Annotated in this window: 17 protein-coding genes; 4 read left to right on the forward strand and 13 right to left on the reverse strand. The window is 39.4% G+C overall.

Annotated features, from left to right (window positions below):
* Nucleotides 1–326 precede the first annotated feature (326 nt).
* A complete protein-coding gene (locus tag C9I86_RS15555) occupies nt 327–1,229 on the reverse strand; it encodes a TIGR01777 family oxidoreductase (protein ID WP_107276875.1) in 903 nt (300 codons plus the stop codon).
* 213 nt (nt 1,230–1,442) lie between these two features.
* Here C9I86_RS15555 and yfcE point away from each other — a divergent pair, with 213 nt between their 5' ends.
* Entirely contained in the window at nt 1,443–1,991 is a 549-nt protein-coding gene (gene yfcE / locus C9I86_RS15560; protein WP_107276876.1) for a phosphodiesterase, read from the forward strand.
* A 68-nt stretch (nt 1,992–2,059) separates the two neighbouring features.
* On the opposite strand, the gene C9I86_RS15565 is transcribed toward yfcE, so the two are convergent.
* From C9I86_RS15565 to C9I86_RS15580, 4 genes are all read right to left on the reverse strand, one after another.
* The gene (locus C9I86_RS15565; protein ID WP_080158080.1) at nt 2,060–2,335 is read right to left on the reverse strand and encodes a SelT/SelW/SelH family protein; all 276 of its coding nucleotides are present in this window, start codon (nt 2,333–2,335) and stop codon (nt 2,060–2,062) included.
* A gap of 30 nt (nt 2,336–2,365) precedes the next feature.
* Nucleotides 2,366–3,127: a sulfite exporter TauE/SafE family protein gene (locus C9I86_RS15570; RefSeq protein WP_080158079.1), complete on the reverse strand. Its 762-nt coding sequence runs from the start codon at nt 3,125–3,127 to the stop codon at nt 2,366–2,368.
* 137 nt (nt 3,128–3,264) lie between these two features.
* Nucleotides 3,265–5,412, reverse strand: a complete 2,148-nt coding sequence (gene pta / locus C9I86_RS15575; protein ID WP_199190809.1) for a phosphate acetyltransferase — start codon at nt 5,410–5,412, stop codon at nt 3,265–3,267.
* A 159-nt stretch (nt 5,413–5,571) separates the two neighbouring features.
* Entirely contained in the window at nt 5,572–6,768 is a 1,197-nt protein-coding gene (locus C9I86_RS15580) for an acetate kinase (RefSeq protein WP_080158078.1), read from the reverse strand.
* 336 nt (nt 6,769–7,104) lie between these two features.
* Between C9I86_RS15580 and yfbV the strand changes: the two genes are divergently transcribed.
* Nucleotides 7,105–7,554 carry a terminus macrodomain insulation protein YfbV gene (gene yfbV, locus C9I86_RS15585; RefSeq protein WP_045038210.1) on the forward strand — a complete coding sequence of 150 codons (450 nt, stop codon included), beginning with the start codon at nt 7,105–7,107 and terminating at the stop codon, nt 7,552–7,554.
* A gap of 96 nt (nt 7,555–7,650) precedes the next feature.
* On the opposite strand, the gene C9I86_RS15590 is transcribed toward yfbV, so the two are convergent.
* The 3 genes from C9I86_RS15590 to rlmA form a co-directional block, all read right to left on the reverse strand.
* Nucleotides 7,651–7,959, reverse strand: a complete 309-nt coding sequence (locus C9I86_RS15590) for a DUF6172 family protein (RefSeq protein WP_080158077.1) — start codon at nt 7,957–7,959, stop codon at nt 7,651–7,653.
* Between the two features lie 394 nt (nt 7,960–8,353).
* Nucleotides 8,354–9,310, reverse strand: a complete 957-nt coding sequence (locus C9I86_RS15595; RefSeq protein WP_080158076.1) for a ChaN family lipoprotein — start codon at nt 9,308–9,310, stop codon at nt 8,354–8,356.
* A 90-nt stretch (nt 9,311–9,400) separates the two neighbouring features.
* Nucleotides 9,401–10,231 carry a 23S rRNA (guanine(745)-N(1))-methyltransferase gene (gene rlmA, locus C9I86_RS15600; RefSeq protein ID WP_107276877.1) on the reverse strand — a complete coding sequence of 277 codons (831 nt, stop codon included), beginning with the start codon at nt 10,229–10,231 and terminating at the stop codon, nt 9,401–9,403.
* A gap of 456 nt (nt 10,232–10,687) precedes the next feature.
* Here rlmA and C9I86_RS15605 point away from each other — a divergent pair, with 456 nt between their 5' ends.
* The gene (locus C9I86_RS15605; RefSeq protein ID WP_080158074.1) at nt 10,688–11,764 is read left to right on the forward strand and encodes a porin; all 1,077 of its coding nucleotides are present in this window, start codon (nt 10,688–10,690) and stop codon (nt 11,762–11,764) included.
* Between the two features lie 75 nt (nt 11,765–11,839).
* On the forward strand, nt 11,840–12,490 hold the full coding sequence (locus C9I86_RS15610) for a DUF2057 family protein (protein ID WP_080158073.1): 651 nt from the start codon (nt 11,840–11,842) through the stop codon (nt 12,488–12,490).
* 48 nt (nt 12,491–12,538) lie between these two features.
* Here C9I86_RS15610 and C9I86_RS15615 read toward each other — a convergent pair whose 3' ends face one another.
* The 5 genes from C9I86_RS15615 to pflA form a co-directional block, all read right to left on the reverse strand.
* A complete protein-coding gene (locus C9I86_RS15615) occupies nt 12,539–13,819 on the reverse strand; it encodes a sigma-54 dependent transcriptional regulator (protein WP_080158072.1) in 1,281 nt (426 codons plus the stop codon).
* The gene (locus C9I86_RS15620) at nt 13,809–16,193 is read right to left on the reverse strand and encodes an ATP-binding protein (RefSeq protein WP_107276878.1); all 2,385 of its coding nucleotides are present in this window, start codon (nt 16,191–16,193) and stop codon (nt 13,809–13,811) included. Before C9I86_RS15620 ends, C9I86_RS15615 begins: the two co-directional genes overlap by 11 nt.
* A 279-nt stretch (nt 16,194–16,472) precedes the next feature.
* A complete protein-coding gene (locus C9I86_RS15625; RefSeq protein WP_080158070.1) occupies nt 16,473–16,979 on the reverse strand; it encodes a YfbU family protein in 507 nt (168 codons plus the stop codon).
* Between the two features lie 336 nt (nt 16,980–17,315).
* Nucleotides 17,316–19,070 carry a formate--tetrahydrofolate ligase gene (locus C9I86_RS15630; RefSeq protein ID WP_107276879.1) on the reverse strand — a complete coding sequence of 585 codons (1,755 nt, stop codon included), beginning with the start codon at nt 19,068–19,070 and terminating at the stop codon, nt 17,316–17,318.
* A gap of 543 nt (nt 19,071–19,613) precedes the next feature.
* Complete coding sequence (gene pflA / locus C9I86_RS15635) at nt 19,614–20,354, reverse strand: pyruvate formate lyase 1-activating protein (RefSeq protein ID WP_080158068.1); 741 nt, start codon at nt 20,352–20,354, stop codon at nt 19,614–19,616.
* Nucleotides 20,355–20,382 lie beyond the last annotated feature (28 nt).

Genomic DNA, 20,382 nt, shown 5'->3' on the forward strand with positions numbered 1-20,382 from the left:
ATTTTAACTATAGCCAGATCATTATTTGTTTGGATTAAAAAAAGATCGAATATTTTTAATGATCAGTGCTGATGTTAATAAAATAGGTAGTGAAACCATTAAAATTAAAGCGATAGATTCAATAGTTAAAAATATAAGAGATTTAATAACAGTAAGATTGGTGAGATCTAACATAACAAACTCCAATGTTGTATTTATTATACATGTTATTGGGTGGGGATAATTATAGCAAGATCTTTAGGCCTAATATCTGATGAATTTATTACAGGGTTATTACTCTACAGGGCTGTTATTCTAGTCTGCTTTTATTGTGCAAATACACTTAATTAATCCCCCAACGTCTGCTTTAACGCTTGCTCAATATCAGGGAAGGTAAAGTTAAACCCTGCAACCAGTAATTTGTTCGGTAATGCGCGTTGACCGTCTAATAGCAGTTGTGAAGACTCTCCAAGGGCACATTTTAATACCCAAGCAGGGGTAAACAATAAATGTGGGCGATGTAAGGTGTTGGCAAGGGTAGAACTGAAAACACGATTAGTGACCGGGTTGGGAGCGGTCATATTATACGGACCTTGAGCATCATTATTATTAAGTAAAAATAAAATTCCTCGCACCATATCTTGTAGTTGGATCCATGGGAAATATTGCTGACCACTACCAATAGGGCCACCAACGCCAAATTGATAAGGTAATAACATTTTCGCCAATGCACCGCCTTGTTTAGCAAGTACGATCCCCGTTCTTAATAAGCATACACGCGTTTTATCAGATTGTGCTTCAAGGGCTATTTGTTCCCACTGAGAGCAAACTTGCTGGGAAAAATCAGTATTATTAGGTGTAATATTAAATGTTTCATCAATGATTTGATCGTGTTGATTACCGTAGATACCAACAGCCGAGCCACTAATAAATGTATGAGGAGGGTTATCACTGGCTTTTATTTTATCAACCAGTTGTTGGGTGATATTCCAGCGGCTGTCTTCAATAACATGTTTTTGTTGAGCACTCCAACGCTTGCCAATGATTGGTTCACCCGCAAGATTAATAACAGCATCGAATTGATCAAGGCTAGGTAATGACTCAAGTAAATCAAGCGCGTTAATATGATGACCTAATTGTTGATAAGCGCGAGCGGGATCACGGCTAATAACCGTAATTTCATCATGATTTAAATGGGGAAGCAGTGCTTTACCGATGAGCCCTGTCGCGCCCGTCACTAAGATTTTCATAGTGTTATTCCTCGCGGTTATCGATGTACTATATTAAATTAACTGATGCTGTAAACAAGTTTGTGCTGCAATGAATATTATTATTGCCAATTACTTTCACAGTATAAGTGATACTGGCTGATCACATTATGGCTTGATTGTGATAATAGTATTTTTATTGCGGCTCACGTAGACTGAATCAATATATTTACGATTTTTTGGTCGAGCTTAATCATGAAATTATTTTTTGCATCAGATATTCACGGTAGTTTCGTTGCTGCTCAAAAAGCCATTGCTGCTTTTGAAAAAAGTGGGGCTAAGTATCTTATTTTATTAGGTGATATTCTTAATCATGGGCCTCGCAATGCGTTACCTGAAGGGTACGATCCGATCAAAGTGGCTGAATTATTAAATCAGTATGCAGATCGAATTACTGCGGTAAGAGGTAATTGCGACAGCGACGTTGATCAAATGCTGTTAGATTTTCCAATGATGGCAGATTATAACTTGGTGATGTTAGCTGATGGTCGACGGTTATTTTTAACTCATGGTCATATTTATAATGCCGATAAGCATCCACCGTTGATGAATGGTGATGTGATTGTATCTGGCCACACGCATATTCCTGTTGCTGAATTAAAATCGGATTACTACGCCTTTAATCCTGGCTCCGTTGCTATTCCTCGTAACGGTTTACCTGCAAGCTACGGTTTATTAGACGGTAATCAGCTATCTGTGATTAGTTTTGAGGGTGAGGTATTGGCACAAACAGTGCTTAATTAGCATCTTAGCCATTAATAAAAAGCGCATGCTTGAGCTATCGAGCATGCGCTTTTTTGTTGAAAGCAAGATTATCTATCGATATGACCTAAATCACGTTCGGGATCTATCTCATCACGAATCCGTTGTTTAAGTTGTTTTGCATCAGGAAAGCCGCCATCGACTTTACGTTCCCAAATAAGCTGTTTATTACAAAAAATTTCAAAACGTCCACCGGTATCAGGATGAAGGCTAATGGAAGTGATTTCTTCACTGAAGGTATGCAGTAATTCTTGTGTCATCCATGTTGCTCGCAGCATCCAATTACACTGACGACAATAATAAATATCGATGGTGGCTTTATTCATGTTAATTCCTGTTTGAGGCGATGGTTATTATTAAAGGTCGAGTAATAATTTAAAACCAATCACAAAGGTTAAGCTTTCAAAGCAACGTTTAATTAACTGATTACTACGTTGATGGGCAAGGTGAGCACCAAGATAGCCACCGAGTAACGATCCAATCAATAATACTGGTAGCCACGGCCAGTAAATGGTTGCCCCCGCTTGGTAGATAGCAATGGCACCGATGGCATTCCAAAATAATCCAACGCTGACTAAAGTGATGGCGACAGCTTGTTTATAGTCAAATCCAAACCATCGCACTAAGAACATAGTGACAAATAAACCACTCCCCGCGGTCAGTGAGCCGTTAATCATGCCGATAATAAATAAAATAATAGCGCCAATAATAAATCCTAAACTATGCCGACGTTGTGGTGTGGATGTTTGGCCAAGATCTTTAGTAGTAACAGAATAAATACCTAGGCTAATGATCAATGCACCTAAAGCGGCTTCGGCAAATTTAACGGGGATGGCGAGAATGAGATTTGCCCCAATAATGACGCCAATAGCGCCAACGCTAATCACGTAGAGGGTTAGTTTCCACGGTAAGTTGCCATTACGGAGATGATTAACGGTAGCACCAATACCTAAAGCAACACTGGCAACTTTATGGGTAGCAAGGGCAATACCAAACGGTAAACCAAGAAAAAGAAGTAATGGGAATTGAATTAAACCAGCGCCACCACCAGAAAGTGAAGCGAGGGTATTTGAAACTAAAGAGCCGATAAAAAGCCCTAAGGTATTGAGCACATCCATGCTATTGGGTCATCCTTAACCTAAGTAGACAATTAGCATAAAGGCTTAAATCCGCTGTTGCCAGCAATAAAAAACGCCCCTGCACAAAATTATTGTGCAGGGGCGTTAGAACAGTTTTTTAAGTAAGAAAAAAGAACTTACTTAGCGTTAGCTTGTTCTGCCTGAATCGCAGTTAGTGCAACTGTGTAAACGATATCGTCTACTAGTGCGCCACGAGAAAGGTCGTTAACTGGCTTACGCATGCCCTGAAGCATTGGACCGATAGAGACTAGATCTGCAGAGCGCTGTACCGCTTTGTAAGTTGTGTTACCCGTGTTTAGGTCTGGGAATACAAATACAGTTGCTTTACCTGCTACTGGAGAGTTAGGCGCTTTAGAAGCCGCTACGTTTTCCATGATTGCAGCATCGTACTGTAGAGGACCGTCGATCACTAGATCCGGACGTTTCTCTTGAGCAAGTTTAGTTGCTTCACGTACTTTATCTACGTCTGCGCCTTTACCAGAAGTACCAGTAGAGTATGAGATCATAGCAACGCGAGGGTCGATACCAAATGCTTTTGCAGAATCTGCAGATTGGATAGCGATTTCAGCAAGTTGCTCTGCTGTTGGATCTGGGTTGATCGCACAGTCACCGTAAACCAATACTTGGTCAGGTAGTAGCATGAAGAATACAGATGATACGATAGACGCATCAGGTGCAGTCTTGATGATTTGGAATGGAGGAACGATAGTGTTTGCAGTTGTGTGAACTGCACCAGACACTAGACCGTCAACTTCGCCATTCTCAAGCATCATTGTGCCTAGGAATACTGAATCTTGTAGTTTCTCACGCGCTACAACGTCAGTCATACCTTTCGCGCCACGTAGCTCAACTAAACGAGCAACGTAGTTTTCACGTACTTCATCAGAGTTGATGATCGTTACGCCAGCACCAAGAACCACGCCTTGTTGCTCAGCAACGCGACGAATTTCTTCAGGGTTACCTAGAAGCACACATTCAGCGATACCGCGCTCAGCACAGATAGCCGCAGCTTTAACTGTACGTGGCTCATCACCTTCAGGAAGAACGATACGCTTAGCTGCTTTACGAGCAAGTTCAGTTAACTGGTAACGGAATGCTGGTGGGCTTAGACGACGCTCACGGTTTGAACCTTCAGTTAGAGATTCAATCCAGTTACCGTCGATGTGGCTTGCCATGTACTCGTTAACAAACTCAACACGCTCTTTATCGTCTGCAGGAACTTCTAAAGTGAAGCTCTGTAGGTTAAGCGATGTCTGCCAAGTGTTACCTTGTGCCGTCATAACAGGAAGACCTGTTGCGAATGCGCGCTCACATAGATCCATAACAGGTTTAGGTAGGTCGTAACCACCTGTTAGTAGAAGTGCACCTAGCTCAACGCCGTTCATTGCAGCAAGACATGCAGCAACGATAACGTCAGGACGGTCAGCAGACGTCACAAGTAGTGAACCTGGACGGAAGTGCTCAACCATATTAGGGATAGAACGTGCACAGAAAGTGATGCTCTTAATACGACGTGTTTCTAGATCGCCTGCATTGATGATGTCAGCATTTAGGTGCTGAGCAATATCTGTTGCACGAGTAGCGATTAGCTCTGCGCTCCAAGGTGCACAACCAAGTACACGGATAGGGCTAGAGTTGAACACTTGCATGATTTCAACGTTTGAAGGAACAGTGCCTTCAACATCGTCAAAAATCTCAGAAAGATCTGGGCGAGTACGGCCTTCAGCATCAACTGGTGCGTTAAGTTTATTAACGATAACACCAGAGATTTGCTTGTTCTTGATGCCGCCGAAGTTAGAACATGCTACTTCGATACGCTCTTTAAGTTGCGCTGGGTTATCAGTGCCAGGAGAGACAACGAATACGATTTCTGCATCTAGTGTTTTTGCAATTTCAAAGTTAATTTGGTTTGCAAAAGGGTGCTTACGAGTAGCAACTAGACCTTCGATTAGCGTTACGTCAGCATCTGCTGTTGCTGCTTTAAAGCGAGCAACGATGTCTTCTAGAAGAACGTCAGTTTGATCGTTACGAATAAGTTCTTCTGCGCTTGCCATTGAGAATGACTCAGCGATTTGCATATCGCTGTTAGCACGGATGATCGTTGTTGTTAGATCAGGCTGGTCGCCACCTTGACGTGGTTGCGCGATAGGCTTGAAGAATGAAACACGAACGCCTTTGCGTTCCATTGCACGAAGCACACCAAGACTAACGCTTGTTAGACCAACACCAGCGCCAACTGGGATAAGCATAATAGTACGAGACACTATAGATTCCTCTGACTATTGAATCGATACAGCACTGTTCAATAACAATTCGACTTAGTATTTAAGTAGAATAATCATAGAGCAGCACCACAGTAAAATATGACAAAATGCCATGAAAAAACGGCTGACAAAAAGTCAGCCGTTTTAATAATCGTAAGATTAGATTTCAGCTAGAAGCGCTGTATCTTCTGCGATTACTAATTCTTCGTTAGTAGAAACAACCATTGCAGGAATGCGGCTGTTTGCAGTAGTGATAACACCTTCGCCGCCGAAACGAGCTTTAAGGTTAGCTTCGCTGTCTACTTCGATACCGAAGATAGCTAGACGCTTAAGTACTTCTTCACGGATTGGTGCAGAGTTCTCACCGATGCCGCCTGTGAATACGATTGCGTCTAGACGACCGTCCATTGTTGCTGCGTAGCTAGCTACGTACTTAGCAAGACGGTGACAGAATACGTTCATTGCGCGAGTTGCTTCTTCTTTAACGCCGTAGTTCTCTTCAACGAAACGACAGTCAGAAGTCACACCAGTAAGACCTAGTAGGCCAGACTCTTTAGTGAACATAGTATTGATTTCAGCAACGCTCATACCTAGACGATCGTGTAGGTGGAACATAACTGCTGGGTCAAGGTCACCACAACGAGTACCCATTACTAGACCTTCAAGAGGCGTTAGACCCATAGAAATATCTACAGATTTACCGCCTTTGATTGCACATACAGATGCGCCGTTACCTAGGTGACAGTTGATGATGTTTAGTTCATCAAGAGGCTTGTCAAGAAGGATCGCTGTTTCACGAGCGATGAAACGGTGAGAAGTACCGTGTGCGCCGTAACGACGGATACCGTTTTCTTTGTATAGGTTGTAAGGGATAGCGTATAGGAATGCTTCTTCAGGCATAGTCTGGTGGAAAGCAGTGTCAAATACAGCAACGTTCTTCAGGCCAGCGAAGTTATGCTTAGCAGCTTCGATACCAACAACGTGTGCAGGGTTGTGTAGAGGTGCGAAATCAGACGCATCTACGATACCTTGAAGAACAACATCGTCGATCAGTGCTGATGCAGAGAACTGCTCGCCACCGTGTACGATACGGTGACCGATAGCGCCTAGAGATTCTTTAAGTTCTGGCTTAGAAGCAAGAATAGTATCAACCATGAATGCTAGAGCTTCTTCGTGAGCAGCGCCGTCACCTAGTTGTGCTTCGTGCTTACCATCAAGTTTCCACTTGATACGAGCTTCAGGAAGGCCTAGACATTCTGCTAGACCTGAAAGATGTTCTTCACCTGATACTGGATCAATGATTGCGAACTTAAGAGATGAACTACCGCAGTTTAGAACTAAAACCAGCTTAGACATGAGAGTGACTACCTATAATCTGTCTGAAAGTTGATATTCATTTTTGAATAAAAAAGTACCCCTAGAATAGACGAATATTTATGACACGTCTTACTAGAGGGAAAAATCACGCTCTTTCCTGAGAAATAGAATTGAGTTACCTCTAATTCTGGGTCATCCTTGACAGAGCCTAGCTTGCAGTTAAGGTCATTAACAGCAACAATTACATCTAGGCTGGTCTAGAATAACCGATTGTTACGCAATATAACAAAAAGATTTTTAGAATATTTTAATTTGAATCAAGTTTGTTGTGTATTTTTTTTAAATGTTATAATTTTTTTTGATGAGTGGTGCATTATGGCTCAACATACAATGTGGAAACACTTTCAGAATGGTCAGCATTACATGACGACATGGCCAATGCGCAAAGAGCTGGCGGCTGTTTTTCCTGAGCATCGGTATATTAAAGCCACCCAATTTGCGACAAAAGTGATGCCTGCGGTCGCTGCAATTAGTATTCTTACTCAAATGGCGTTTCATAATTATGATGCAATGCCACAAGCCATAGCGATTGCGTTATTAGCTATTTCAATGCCATTACAAGGCTTATGGTGGTTGGGGAAACGCAGTCAAACGACTTTGCCGCCATCACTCGCGAAGTGGTATAGCGAAATTTATCAGAAGATTGTTAGTGAAGGGCATGCAATGCAGCCTAAAAAATCGCAGCCACGCTACCAAGAATTAGCGGATGTATTAAATCGAGCATTCAAGCAATTAGATCGACATGCATTAGATCGTTGGTTCTAAGCAAGAGCATTTGTTTTGTTGTAATAAAAAAGAGTCGCATTAGCGACTCTTTTTTTGTTTGGATCTATAGCACATTACATAATGGCTAATGAGCAATTATTCTTCGTCGAAATCAAAATCTGGACGTGGTGCACGTGTTGCAGGCTTTGCCAGAATCTCTAAGTATAATGATGGAAGTTCTAGCTTTTCAGCTTCATCAATGTACTTGTTGATTTCTTTTACGTGAATAACTTTTGCTTCTTGCTCGGTATGACCAAACTTGCAATCAAAATCCCAAAAATCAGTACCAGCAGGTAATGTTTTATTACGCTCACGACGAATGTATTTTTTTACATCGTGTTTAATTGCTTCTACAACACGCGCAGACGCTTTCTTGGGATGAGTTAAAGCAAATGTTTTTTTCATTGTTTTCCTAATTAATTTGGCTCAAAGAAAAGAGCTCTGGTTTTATTTTACTGTAAATTGGCGTGGGTAGCGATGGGGTAAGGCTGAAATTCGTGCGATAAAAAAATATTCAGTAAACGCGTTCTTTTTTGCAACTAATCTTGTCCACTGTGGTCTTATTCGTATAGGAACACTTAAATGACATTATGCAGTAACTATAATGTCATGCTATAACCGTATTATAGCGCGAATATTATTCGATAATGAATGATTATTCAGGTAATAAACAGGTTACTAAGGTATAATTGCTCAGTAACTTGAGATATAGCTGTTATCTCTCTTAGAACCCCAACTGCTTGGCCGCCGATGGGGTTCTTCTTTATCTAGCGTTTGCTATTGTGTTTATTGACTTATATTAATAGCATTTTAAATCAGAATTTCTTTTCCCCATGGCAGTCATTGCCGCCATCATTTTATCTTTTTGTACATACCGTTGTGGTAAAGGCTGCATTTTTACAGTGAAATCAGGTGCGTTCGCATGCAATGTGACTTGATTTGAAATTGGGGTCACCATCATTATTTTAAGCTTTGGGTTTCGCGCTTGAATTCGTGATGCAGTACCTAATCCTTCTGCAGTATGAAACCGTCCAGCAACATGAATGATTTGTTGTTGTGGGTGTTGTTTTAAATAATCAACCATACTTTCTGCCATGGTGTCATCCCATGTCGTTTGGGCCGCAAATTGACGTTTAGTTTGTGCTTCATCGCCATGGTGCATCGAAGCAATAAAGGTTTGTTGATAAGCATCTGTGGCTAGTGTTAATGAACGCGCGGCCCATAATCGTTCATTAGGGGGAAGCTTATTAAGATATTCCGGCCCTTGACGTCCAACACAACGAACAATTGATTTTGGTGCATTTGCTGCAATAACATCTACGTTATTTTGTTTTGCAAACTCAACTAATGGGCGGTAATCGCTGTCATAGTTAGGCCATGCATTGGCCTCTTTGACTAATGTTTTTTCACCGATGTTACCAGCTAAATAATCATTAAGGATCAGTTGGTTGTCACGTGTAAATTGTTCCATTGATAAGGTGATTTTAGGATTTTGTTGGTACAGTGCTGCTAATAATTGAGCTTGTAAAAGATGGGCTGCGGGGTGGCTATGCCATTCACCAACTAAAATAATATCAGCGTCACGTAGCGCTTGTGCTAATTGAACGACGGAAAGAGGCTCACCTTGAGGACTTGCAATAGTGTAATCATACATGGTGGTTGCGGTGCTGGTGGAGGCGAGAGTGTTATTGGCTGACGGGGGAGAGGCGCAACCAATTAATAAGCTTGCAACACCTAAACAAATTAATGACTTCATTGTCGTTATACCGAGAGGATAAACGGCAAATAATAGACAACTTGAGATTGATTATCAATATCAAATGATAATCAATCTCACTATTTGTAACTATTGGCGACGATAAACACGAATAGCAAAATCAGCTTCACATTCGAAATTTTGGGCTTGTGCCAGTTGTTGCCATACTTGTTCTGATGTTTTCCATGCAAAAGGCGTCATTTGCATTAGTGCTGTTGCTTCTTCACCACTTAATGTCATGTCGTAATGCAATTGTTGATCTACGACTAACTCAAATCCTTCAATATTCTCTACTGGCACATCATGCAAGTTAACGCCGTCATAAATTAATTCTTTTAGTTGATATAGATGGCGTGGTGCAGGGGTTACTGCAACAAGAATTCCACCAGATTTAATCGCGCGATGTAACTCTTCACCTTTACATGGGGCATAAATACGAACGACACCATCAAAAAAGTGATCGGCAAATGGTAAGCGGTGACTAGAAGCCACACAGAAATCACAATCATGGTAACGCTTGGCGGCATATTTAACCGCAACTTTAGAAATATCTAATCCATGAATGTTGATAGTCGGAAATTGTTGGTGTAATTGAACAAATTCAGAGGTGTAATAACCTTCACCACAGCCAATATCAAGCAGTTCTGTAGCTTGTTGCGGTAAGTACTGACGTAACTGTGCCATAACAGCATCGCGTAGTGGCTGATAATGTTCAGTGTTAAGAAATAAGCGTCGTGCTTGCATCATTTCTTTATTGTCACCAGGGTTTTTCGAACTTTTATGATGTACAGGCATTAAATTTACATAGCCTTCTTTTGCCTGATCAAACTGATGATTATTGCTACAACGGTAAGATGTTGATGATGTGTTGTTAGCATCGACATTAAGGGGCAAGTGACATAAAGGGCATTGATAAGACATGTAATAGACCAAAGCTGAAAAACAGCTGCATAGTGTAATCGGAATTTATAGCTTGAACTACTCCCACGTGCTTTATATTTATTTTATATAGAATAAGCATTATTTATTATTCATATTTCCCTCATATACCTTTAAATCATCTATTTGACCAGCAGACACGTCACAAAAAAAGTTGTTTAAAAAACGATCTATTTCACAGTTGTTGATTAATAATTTTTATCGTGAAATAAGAAAATACTGTTCAGTAATTGTTCAGGATTATTGCTTATTGTAGTCATAAAAGTGAATAAATAATCGAGAAAAACAGCGTTAGATTGTTTTCTTTAGAGATTATTTTTGTACCACAGACATAGTTTTAATTAGCGATATTGATTTTTTTATTACAGCAATGTAGTCGTATTGTTTGCATTACTTCAGTTAAGGCGGACATACGAAATAATAATAGGACGTTATAAAATGAAAAAAACAAGATTAGCAGTAGTATTACCCGCATTATTGGTTGCTGGTGTCACGCAGGCTGCCACTGTTTATGAAGCAGATGATGGTTCTCATGTTGATGTTTATGGCCGTTTAGGATTTAACTTAACCGATCGTGATAATAATCCTGATCAATCTGGTGTTGATGGTAATTTTGATGGCCGTTTTGGTTTGGGTGGATCTCAAACTGTTAACGATACGGTCTCTGTTATCGGTTGGGCTGAATACCAAGTTAATGCTGCTGAATATGCGAATAACCTTAATCCGGATAGTAAAGATCTGACCGCACGTTATGTTTGGGCCGGAATTGATGCATCACAATACGGTAAGGTAACAGGAGGACGGGTTGCCTCTGGTCTAATTATGCTTACGGATATTGCGGATGTATTCTCAGCCTCTGATGTTACGATTGCTCGACAAGTTTCCGCTGTTGATTCCACTGCAACACAAGTTTTCCGTCAAGATGGCACTCTTCAATATCAAAACACGTTTGGTAATCTTGATGTTTCTACCGCCTATATTTTTGGTAACAGCACTTCTAATTTAAAAACTGGCTACAACGCTGCCGCACGTTACACCTTTGATTTTGGTGATGCAGGTAAATTAGCCCCTGTAATTGCGTATCAATATGATAAGTCAGATAACACCATTAGTAGTGATGCTAAAGACTATACTTTCTGGGGGGCTGGTACGCGTTATTACTACAATAACTTGATGCTAGGTGCGATGTATTCTGAAGGTCAATTAGCCTTTAATAATGGTCGTGGTGACAGCACAGATAAAGTATATGAATTAACAGCTGTTTATGATTTAACTGCCGATTGGGTATTGCGTGCAGGTTACCGTTCACTTGAAAACAAAGGCGGCGATGAAACGGAATATAAAGATACCACCTTTGAAGCGCAGTATAAGTTAACCAGTCGTTCATCAATATTCAGTAGTTATGTGTTCCGTGATGGTAAAAAAGGCGATGGCTCTATCGTCGGTACCGATTGGAATGGCTGGAATAATCCTGAAGAAGATTACTTCAACGTCGGTTTACGTTACGAGTTCTAATCTTATTGCGTAAATAAATAAGTATCAATTAAGCCAGCAGAGAAAATGCTGGCTTAGTTATGTTGAGGGATATAAATGAACATTAAAACATCTGCAATTATTGCTGGCGTTATATTTACGTCAATGAGTGCACCATCATGGGCAGAGACAAACTTACAAACACCAAGTAATGTTGAAATTTTAGCAACCAAAGCCGTTTATTTAAAAAATACTCAGCATCAGGTGACGTTACCCGCAGGGCAACAGCAATTATTGGTGCGATTTGATAGTCCAGAAAATCCTCACTCGACAGGGCAGACGATGGGATATGTGAATTCGTCACCTGTTTTATTGCGTTTTAAGCTTGATGATCAAGCGACAGTAACCGTGAAAATACCACGATTAGATACGCCGCAAGAAATTAACCGTTTCGCAAAGCAACCTTATTTTAAGTTATATAATGACGATGGCTCTCAATTAGCGCTGGAGCAAAAAGTTATTCCAATGACGGGATCGCCATTATTTACTGATTACAATAAATTATTAAATGAGTCGGTGGGAGAAGCGGTTGTGCCCGTAGCGATGGTGACAAATAAACAGATGTCACATTCGAAAAGCACTGCGGTTACATCGATTGATACTACGCATTTAACGGCTCAACAAACGGATCAACTCTTACAACAACTATATCAACAGGCAAATAAAGAACAGCGTAAGAAGTTTATACGGTGGGCATTAGAATTATAATAAAAAAATTCCCCAGAATAGTTCAAATTCTGGGGAATAGATTGTGATTTATAGCGGTTGGTTTGAGCGTACTTTATATTCAGCTTTATCTAAACCGTGTTTTTTCATTCTCAAATACAATTTTTTACGGGGTATTTGTAAGTATGATGACACTTCATTGATACGGCCTGAAAAGAGGTATAACGCATCTTCAATGACTTGCTTTTCATAACCATCAACCAGATCATCAAGTGGACTACTCATTTGATCTAACGGTTTTGAGCGTTCTTGCCCTGCAAGTTTGACGATCCCTATGGCGTATAATTCAGCCACATTTTTAAGTTCTAATACATTTCCCGGCCATTCATAACGATTTAAAATCGCCAGATAAGCTTTATCAATGGCGGGGATTGCTTTGTTCAATTTCTTACAACTTTGCTTAATATAGTGTTTAAATATTAACGTGATATCACTACTACGTTGACGCAAGGTTGGTAAGTTAAATCGTACCTGACTTAAAAAGTAGAATAATTCAGGTAAAAATTGTTCAGTTTCAACAGATTCCGTCGGATCACCATCAAATAAAGCGATAACGCGGACTTCTTTTTTACCTTGGCGTTCTTGCTCAAGTAAAAAACGACACAACCACTGTTGAGTTTCAATGGGCATGTGGTGGGGGTTCGATAAACATAAGCACCCACTACGAGCTGAAATCATGCTGCGTTGTAAATCCGGCGTACGAGTAATATTTGCGGCATTGACTTCAACAAAAGGGCCATTACTTAATTGGCTATTTTGATGAAGTAATTTTGCAACCGTATGGCGACCTGTACCACTTTCACCTTCAATTAACACATCTTTAGTCGTTAATGCGATAGTTTTTAACTGCTCGCGAATTTTAATGATGAGTGGGCTTTCTCCCAATAATACTTCTGCGGTTGTCGTGTGCAAGGTGTTACGTTGTTCAATAATTTGGCGACGTTGAGGTAAATACTTTTCAAGTAGCGTAATTAACTCTTTAGGCTGTAATGGTTTTTGTAAGAAATCAACCGCCCCTTTTTTCAAGGCACCAACAGCCATTGGAATATCACCATGACCTGTAATAATAATTACAGGTAATTCATGATCATACTGTTGAATTTTGGCTAATAATTCCATGCCATCTAAGCCGGGCATATACATATCCGACACGATAACACCGGGCCAATTACGCTTTAACATTCCTAAAACCAAGGTGGAATCTGTCACTGTTTGCGCTTTAAATCCAGCTATTTCAAGTAGTTCTTGATAGGCTTCGACAACATCATGATCGTCATCCACAATCAATACTTCAATATCATCACTTATCATATTTATTTAACTCCAGTACGACCATTGCTCCACCTGTTAAACTAGAAGCAAGGAAGATTTCACCTTTTAGTCGCGTCATAATTGAACCACAAATACTTAACCCAAGGCCTAACCCAACATCTTTGGTGGTGGTAAAGGGAATGAATAATTTGTCAATGATCGTGGCATCAAAACCATCGCCACTATCATAAACAGCCAACCGAATTTTATTCGATGGGCTATTTAGTAGAATAATTGTTATTTCTCGTTGCTCACAATGGGCAACCGCATCACAGCTATTAACTAATAAATTAACTAAAATTTGTTCAAACTGGACTTGATCTGCAAGTGCGTAAAGAGGGTGATCAATGGTATTCACCATTGTTGTTTTTTGTACTTTAGCGCGACTTTCTACCAAGATTAATGCTTGTTTAATTGAATCTTGAACATCCACTTTGCTTAATGGCTTGGTTGCTGATTGCTTTTTAGCAAAGTTTCTAAAGTTTACGATCAGTTTACTCATTCGAGTAACAAGATCGTCTATTTTTGTCAGATTTGTGGGTAGATTTTCGTATTTTTTATGATCAAGTGCAAGTTTTGCACTAAATATTCGAGTTGAAATTGCTGACAATGGTTGATTGAGTTCATGTGCAAGTGATGTCATCGTTTGACCTACGACGGCCATTTTTGCCGCTTGGATTAATTCATCTTGCGTTTCAATTAAATCACCTTCAATGCGTTTACGATCTTCAATCTCATCGCGCAGTTGTTGGTTTCGAATAGTTAATGATTGCGTTTTCTCTGCCACCGTATTTTCAAGCCAGCGAGCAGTATTTTCTTGTTCGGTGATATCCGTCATTGTAATAATAACTTTGTCATCATTGCCTTGAGTAAAAGTGCGGAAATCTAGTCGTAAATATAAGCTTTGACCATTTTTGGTAATTAATTTGACGGTCATGTTATAAGCGCCATTGGTCATTAATGGCCCATTGGTAGTAAATAAATGTTGTAGCTTGGTTAGGGTTGAGATATTAAATAGATCCCAAACCTGATGTTTTTTGGTGACATTACAAAAATTTAATTGTTTTAATGCTTGAGGGTTTACAGATTCAACTGCACCATTGAGATCACAAGTAATAATGCTGGCTTGCGTATTATTGATGAGATTAAGCGCATTAGAGTTTTGTATTTCTTGCATCTGCTGGCAGAAGTAGCGCAGGTTATCCCCTAAAATACCTATTTCATCAACGCCCGTTGTTTGAATATGGGCGTTGAGATTACCATTGGCAATAGCTTGTAAATCTTGACCTAGAAGGTTTAAGCGTTTTACTACGCCACGACCCACTAAATAAATTGATAAAATAACACTAAGAATAATGGTAATAAATACCACACCAAATAAAACTAAATTACTGATCCAGATCGAATGTCTTGTTTTGCCATTTAATTTTGCGAGTGCATTATCAGCGTGACCCACAAGTGTTTGAATTATATTTTCTTGTTGTGTTAATTGATTTCGAATATCACGCTGAGATTGAGTGATCTTTACACTATTTATATTATCTAAGATTAAGAGCTTTTGAAGATGGCCATTAGGTGTCACTAATTGTGTAAATTCTTGCTGTAATTGACGGTATGTAATTGTCGAAGGGTAATTATTTAATTGCTTACTGATTTTATTGAGTTGTAATATTTTTTGAGCAATAGCATCAAAAGCGGTATTGATGTCATTATGTTGACGGTGAAGAATGCTGTCTTCTATCAGTTGATGTAATTCATTGACATTGATGGTAATGGTTTGAATAACAGAAAACTCAGCCATGATATTTTTGATATTAGTATCATGATCTTGCGGTAATTTCTGAGGGCTATTCAGTAATCGCATCATTTGCCACTCGATTTCTAGTCGCAGTGGTTGTAACTCATCAATTAAATCTTGATGTAGCCATTTAATGGTATTTTCTATTTGTTTTAATGCTAATCGCTGGGTATTTCGCTGTTGTAATAATGCGATATAGCTATCGATATTGGCAACTAATAGTTGCTGACCCGATTTTATTTTGGGGTAGTAATATAAACTTGAAATATTATCTATTGATTGTCTAATCGCCGTTAAAATAGAGACAATATTTTTTTTAATCGCTTTATGCTTTAACGGATTAGTATTCATGTCTAATGCTGTTAATGCGGCTTGTAATTCTGCCGTACTGCGCTCTAAACGATAACTTGATCGTAAAGTTGGCATATTATCATTAGCAATAGTACCTATTTGTTGACTTAATTTTTGCCATGTTAATGCGGCAATAACACTGACACTGATCGTTAAGAATGCCATTAATATAATGGCAGAGGTCAGACGATTACCAATGGTATTATTTTTTACATAGCTAATCATTGTTATTATCTATTCAAATTTAAATGGCATATTACTAATAAATGTAACCTTGCTAGATTACGTATTAATAGCGTGAAGAAGTAGACGTAATTATACGTCAGCGACAGAAATGATCACTAATGGTTTTTATAACAAAACAACGGCTGTTATTAGTGTGAGAGAGTGGTGTTATCCTAAACAATGGATCACGTTTCAGTTTTGTGTTTTATTATCATTGTATGAGAATAAAAACAAAAACCGAGTTGATTAACTCGGTTTTATTGTGAATGCTTATCAAACTTATGCAGTAATGATTTGTTGGATTTCACTGCAAGATAAGTGGTAATGGCGTGGACATGCGCGCCAAATAGTCAGCATGCGTAGGTATTTGTCTAGCATTGGTACATGACTATTGAACTGGTGTTCATTTTTAGGAAACTGTGGGTATAGGCCTTCATCATTGGTAAGAAAGCGAACATAATTAACTAACTTAGCTTCAGTAATTACATCAAAGCCTAAAAATTGTAGTCGACGCTGGTCAATGTCTTTAGCACCATCACAACGGCAATCTTCTAAATTAAATGATTCTTGTAGAGCATGGTACATTTCCATAATTTCAAGAACTTGTTTACATTCATCTTCAGAAACTTCACCAAAGTCTTTGTTAAGCTCACGCATCTGTAAACAGTAACCACGTTCAATGATCATTTGTAAACGACGGTATTTGTCAGCATTTTCAGGTGCAAGTTTTGACATGATGTAATATTGATTCGATAGAATTAGACGTTGAGCGTTAGTCATTTCCATTGTAGTAAGCCTCAAATTTTTTATAGATTGCACTCACTCAGTTGTGATTTTATCGCGATAGTGAGCACAAGGAATATTTGTTATGAGCGTGAGATTAGCAGGTTGAGTGTAAAATAAAATGATCTGACACCACGAATAGGATTATTTTTTGTTAACGAATGTTATCCAATTGATATGTTGATAAAAAACATATCTAATTGATTTTAATTAAAAACCACTATTTTTGTAGGTTTACTTAATCGTTAAATAGGATTGCAATTGAATTGGTGGCCAATGTGGGGCAGGGTATCGGTAACCATGATGATCACCGATACCTGAGTATTTAATGGTATGACTTTAGCTTAGGCCAATAATATTGCCATCAGCATCAAGATCAAGATTCATAAATGCAGGTTTTTCAGGTAAACCAGGCATGGTCATGACATTACCGCATAAAGCATAGATAAACCCAGCTCCTGCACATAATTTTAGCTCTCTTACTGGAACCGTAAAATCTGTTGGTGCACCTTTAATATGAGGATCTGTAGTAATAGATAAAGGTGTTTTTGCCATACAGATCGCTAAATCATTAAACCCTTGCGCTTTTAACTTAGCTAACTGTTGTGTGGCTAAAGGTGATAGCTCAAGATTTTTCGCGCCATACCCAATTTCAGCCACTGCCATTAATTTCTCTTCAATGGTTTGATTCAAGCGATACAGTGGTGTGAAGTTTGCTGGTGTTTTACAAGCGTTAACCACCGCATGGGCGAGTTCAACTGCACCGTTTCCACCTTTGGCAAAAGCTTCACTGAGTGCAACATCAACATGTACATTAAAGGTTGTGGTTAAAATCAGTTGTTTTAATTGTTCAAGTTCTTGATCAGTATCTTGTGGAAAACGATTAATCGCCACTACAACGGGTACACCGTATTTGGCGGCATTATTAATATGCCAACGTAAATTTTCAAAACCAGCTAATAAAGCTGTACTATCCGGTTCAAAAATACTATCAGGTAATGATTGCCCTGGCTGTAAATCATAGAGTCCTGAGTTTGCTTTTAGGCCACGCAAAGTTGCAACGACGACTGCGCAATCAGGACCACGCTGTGCTTGTTGTGCTTTAATATTACAGGCTTTTTCAAATCCCATATCAGAGCCAAAACCGCCTTCAGTCACCGTAAATTCACTTAATTTTAATGCGATTTTATCGGCAATAATCGAAGAATTACCGTGAGCAATATTCGCAAAAGGTCCGGCATGAATAAGTGTTGGCACCCCTTCTAAGGTTTGCATTAACGTCGGTTCAATCGCTTCACACATAGTGACAGCCATTGCGCCTGCAACGTGTAGATCTTCTGTTGTAACAGGCTCACCGTCAAGGTTATAAGCAACCACGATTTTTCCGATACGTTGACGCATATCGGCTAAATCTGTGGCAAGGGCTAAAATTGCCATTAATTCAGAAGCGGCAGATATATCAAATCCATCGTGGCGTTCAAGGCCATTAATGGTTTTTCCTGGCTCATTTTGACCAACTGTAATCATACGTAGCGCACGATCATTATGATCCATTACTCGCTTCCAGCTAATATTATTAATATCAATCCGTAGGGCGGGTAAATCCGTATGTGCAGTAAAACCGTCGTAGCCTAAGCGTGATTCATGGTATAGACGAGCATCTAATGCTGCTGCTGCAAGATTATGCGCTGCGGTTACGGCATGAATATCCCCCGTTAAGTGTAGGTTGAGCTTTTCCATTGGTGCTACTTGGCTATAACCGCCTCCTGCCGCTCCGCCTTTAATACCAAATACTGGCCCCATTGATGGTTGGCGAATACAGGCAAATACTGAGCGCTTAATTTTAGCTAACCCTTGTGCTAAACCAATGGTTGTTACTGTTTTACCCTCACCGAGTGGGGTTGGAGTAATAGCCGTTACTAAAATGAGCTTACCTTCAGGTTTGTTGCTTAACCGTTTTAAAATAGCGGGTTTTACTTTCGCTTTTAAGCTGCCTTGAGGCGTAAGATCTTGTGCTTCAATGCCGGCATTGAAGGCGATGCGATCAATGGGAGTGAGTCGCGTTTCTCGGCAAATTTCGATGTCACTTTTCATGAGAGCTTATTTCCTCATAGGCAGATAGAGTAATATTAATGCTGATATTGAACGCTTTTTTAACTGCAAATCTGTCTTTTTGCATTAACGCAAACGTTTGCTTTTGGTTTATACCATAATTTTATCATGGATAAATATCCTTTTATGGTTTTTTTATAGGGGCTATTGCTATTTAGTGGAAGATAAAGAGGTGATGTTTTTAGTTTTCATTGATAATGGAATGTATTATTTCATTATTAGTTATTGGTTGTTTTTTGCTCTGCATTTAAAGTATGTGCCATATAAAAATGACCCTGATCAAATAGGGTGTAAATTTAGCAAAGGAAGTTATGATGCAAGAACCTGTAACTAAGTGGAAGTATACAGTACCAATCTCATTGTTAATTATGGTGTTGTTAATCTCTTTTCTTGTCACAATTTTACCGTTGTCACGATAAATACTATTTTATCTTTTCAGTTTAAATAGAAAAGAGCGACTTATCTAACTCCTTAGAGATAAAGATAAGCCGCTCTTTTTTGTATTAACAACTATGACACAGTTGTTTAATACATAACTTTCTTACCATAGCTTGCAAGAATGTTTTTAATATTTTCCATTGTCTCTTTTTTCGGTGGCTTAACCCCAGTTAATGGGTATTCAAAGCCAAGAGCTTCCCATTTGTGCTCACCAAGCTGGTGGTAGGGCAGCAGCTCAATTTTTTCGATATTATCCATGTCTTTAATGAACTCACCTAATTGGTGTGCAGATTGTTCATCATCAGTGTAGCCCGGTACAATTACGTAACGGATCCATGTCTTTTGACCGCGCTGGTGTAGGTAACGTGCAAAATCAAGCACACGTTTATTGGAAACACCAACCAAATTCTGGTGAACGCTATCATTCATCTGTTTAAGATCAAGCATCACAAGATCAGTCGCATCTAATACTTCATCAACCACATCGGTATGTTTACGAATGTAGCCATTGGTATCAAGACAAGTATGAATTCCATCTGCTTGTGCAGCACGGAAGAAATCGCGGACAAATTCTGGTTGTAGCATTGCTTCACCACCAGAGGCGGTAACACCACCACCAGAAGCATTCATGAAGTGACGGTATGATCTTGCTTCATGCATTAATTCTTCAATAGTCGCTTCACGACCGTCATGGGTATCCCATGTATCACGATTGTGGCAATATTGGCAACGCATTAAGCAACCTTGCAGAAATACAATAAACCGAATTCCTGGGCCATCGACGGTTCCGCAAGATTCGAAAGAGTGAATACGACCTGTTACTGACATTGTTCTATTTCTCCGCATACTGCGTTTT

Source organism: Photobacterium sp. NCIMB 13483 (genome assembly GCF_003025475.1).
In the GTDB taxonomy this organism is placed as follows: domain Bacteria; phylum Pseudomonadota; class Gammaproteobacteria; order Enterobacterales; family Vibrionaceae; genus Photobacterium; species Photobacterium piscicola.

Excerpts from the sequence above, each read along its gene's own strand:
- C9I86_RS15555 (WP_107276875.1), bottom strand. The coding sequence starts at position 1,229 with ATGAAAATCTTAGTGACGGGCGCGACAGGGCTCATCGGTAAAGCACTG.
- yfcE (WP_107276876.1), top strand. The coding sequence starts at position 1,443 with ATGAAATTATTTTTTGCATCAGATATTCACGGTAGTTTCGTTGCTGCT.
- C9I86_RS15565 (WP_080158080.1), bottom strand. The coding sequence starts at position 2,335 with ATGAATAAAGCCACCATCGATATTTATTATTGTCGTCAGTGTAATTGG.
- C9I86_RS15570 (WP_080158079.1), bottom strand. The coding sequence starts at position 3,127 with ATGGATGTGCTCAATACCTTAGGGCTTTTTATCGGCTCTTTAGTTTCA.
- C9I86_RS15580 (WP_080158078.1), bottom strand. The coding sequence starts at position 6,768 with ATGTCTAAGCTGGTTTTAGTTCTAAACTGCGGTAGTTCATCTCTTAAG.
- yfbV (WP_045038210.1), top strand. The coding sequence starts at position 7,105 with ATGGCTCAACATACAATGTGGAAACACTTTCAGAATGGTCAGCATTAC.
- C9I86_RS15590 (WP_080158077.1), bottom strand. The coding sequence starts at position 7,959 with ATGAAAAAAACATTTGCTTTAACTCATCCCAAGAAAGCGTCTGCGCGT.
- C9I86_RS15595 (WP_080158076.1), bottom strand. The coding sequence starts at position 9,310 with ATGAAGTCATTAATTTGTTTAGGTGTTGCAAGCTTATTAATTGGTTGC.
- rlmA (WP_107276877.1), bottom strand. The coding sequence starts at position 10,231 with ATGTCTTATCAATGCCCTTTATGTCACTTGCCCCTTAATGTCGATGCT.
- C9I86_RS15605 (WP_080158074.1), top strand. The coding sequence starts at position 10,688 with ATGAAAAAAACAAGATTAGCAGTAGTATTACCCGCATTATTGGTTGCT.
- C9I86_RS15610 (WP_080158073.1), top strand. The coding sequence starts at position 11,840 with ATGAACATTAAAACATCTGCAATTATTGCTGGCGTTATATTTACGTCA.
- C9I86_RS15615 (WP_080158072.1), bottom strand. The coding sequence starts at position 13,819 with ATGATAAGTGATGATATTGAAGTATTGATTGTGGATGACGATCATGAT.
- C9I86_RS15620 (WP_107276878.1), bottom strand. The coding sequence starts at position 16,193 with ATGATTAGCTATGTAAAAAATAATACCATTGGTAATCGTCTGACCTCT.
- C9I86_RS15625 (WP_080158070.1), bottom strand. The coding sequence starts at position 16,979 with ATGGAAATGACTAACGCTCAACGTCTAATTCTATCGAATCAATATTAC.
- C9I86_RS15630 (WP_107276879.1), bottom strand. The coding sequence starts at position 19,070 with ATGAAAAGTGACATCGAAATTTGCCGAGAAACGCGACTCACTCCCATT.
- pflA (WP_080158068.1), bottom strand. The coding sequence starts at position 20,354 with ATGTCAGTAACAGGTCGTATTCACTCTTTCGAATCTTGCGGAACCGTC.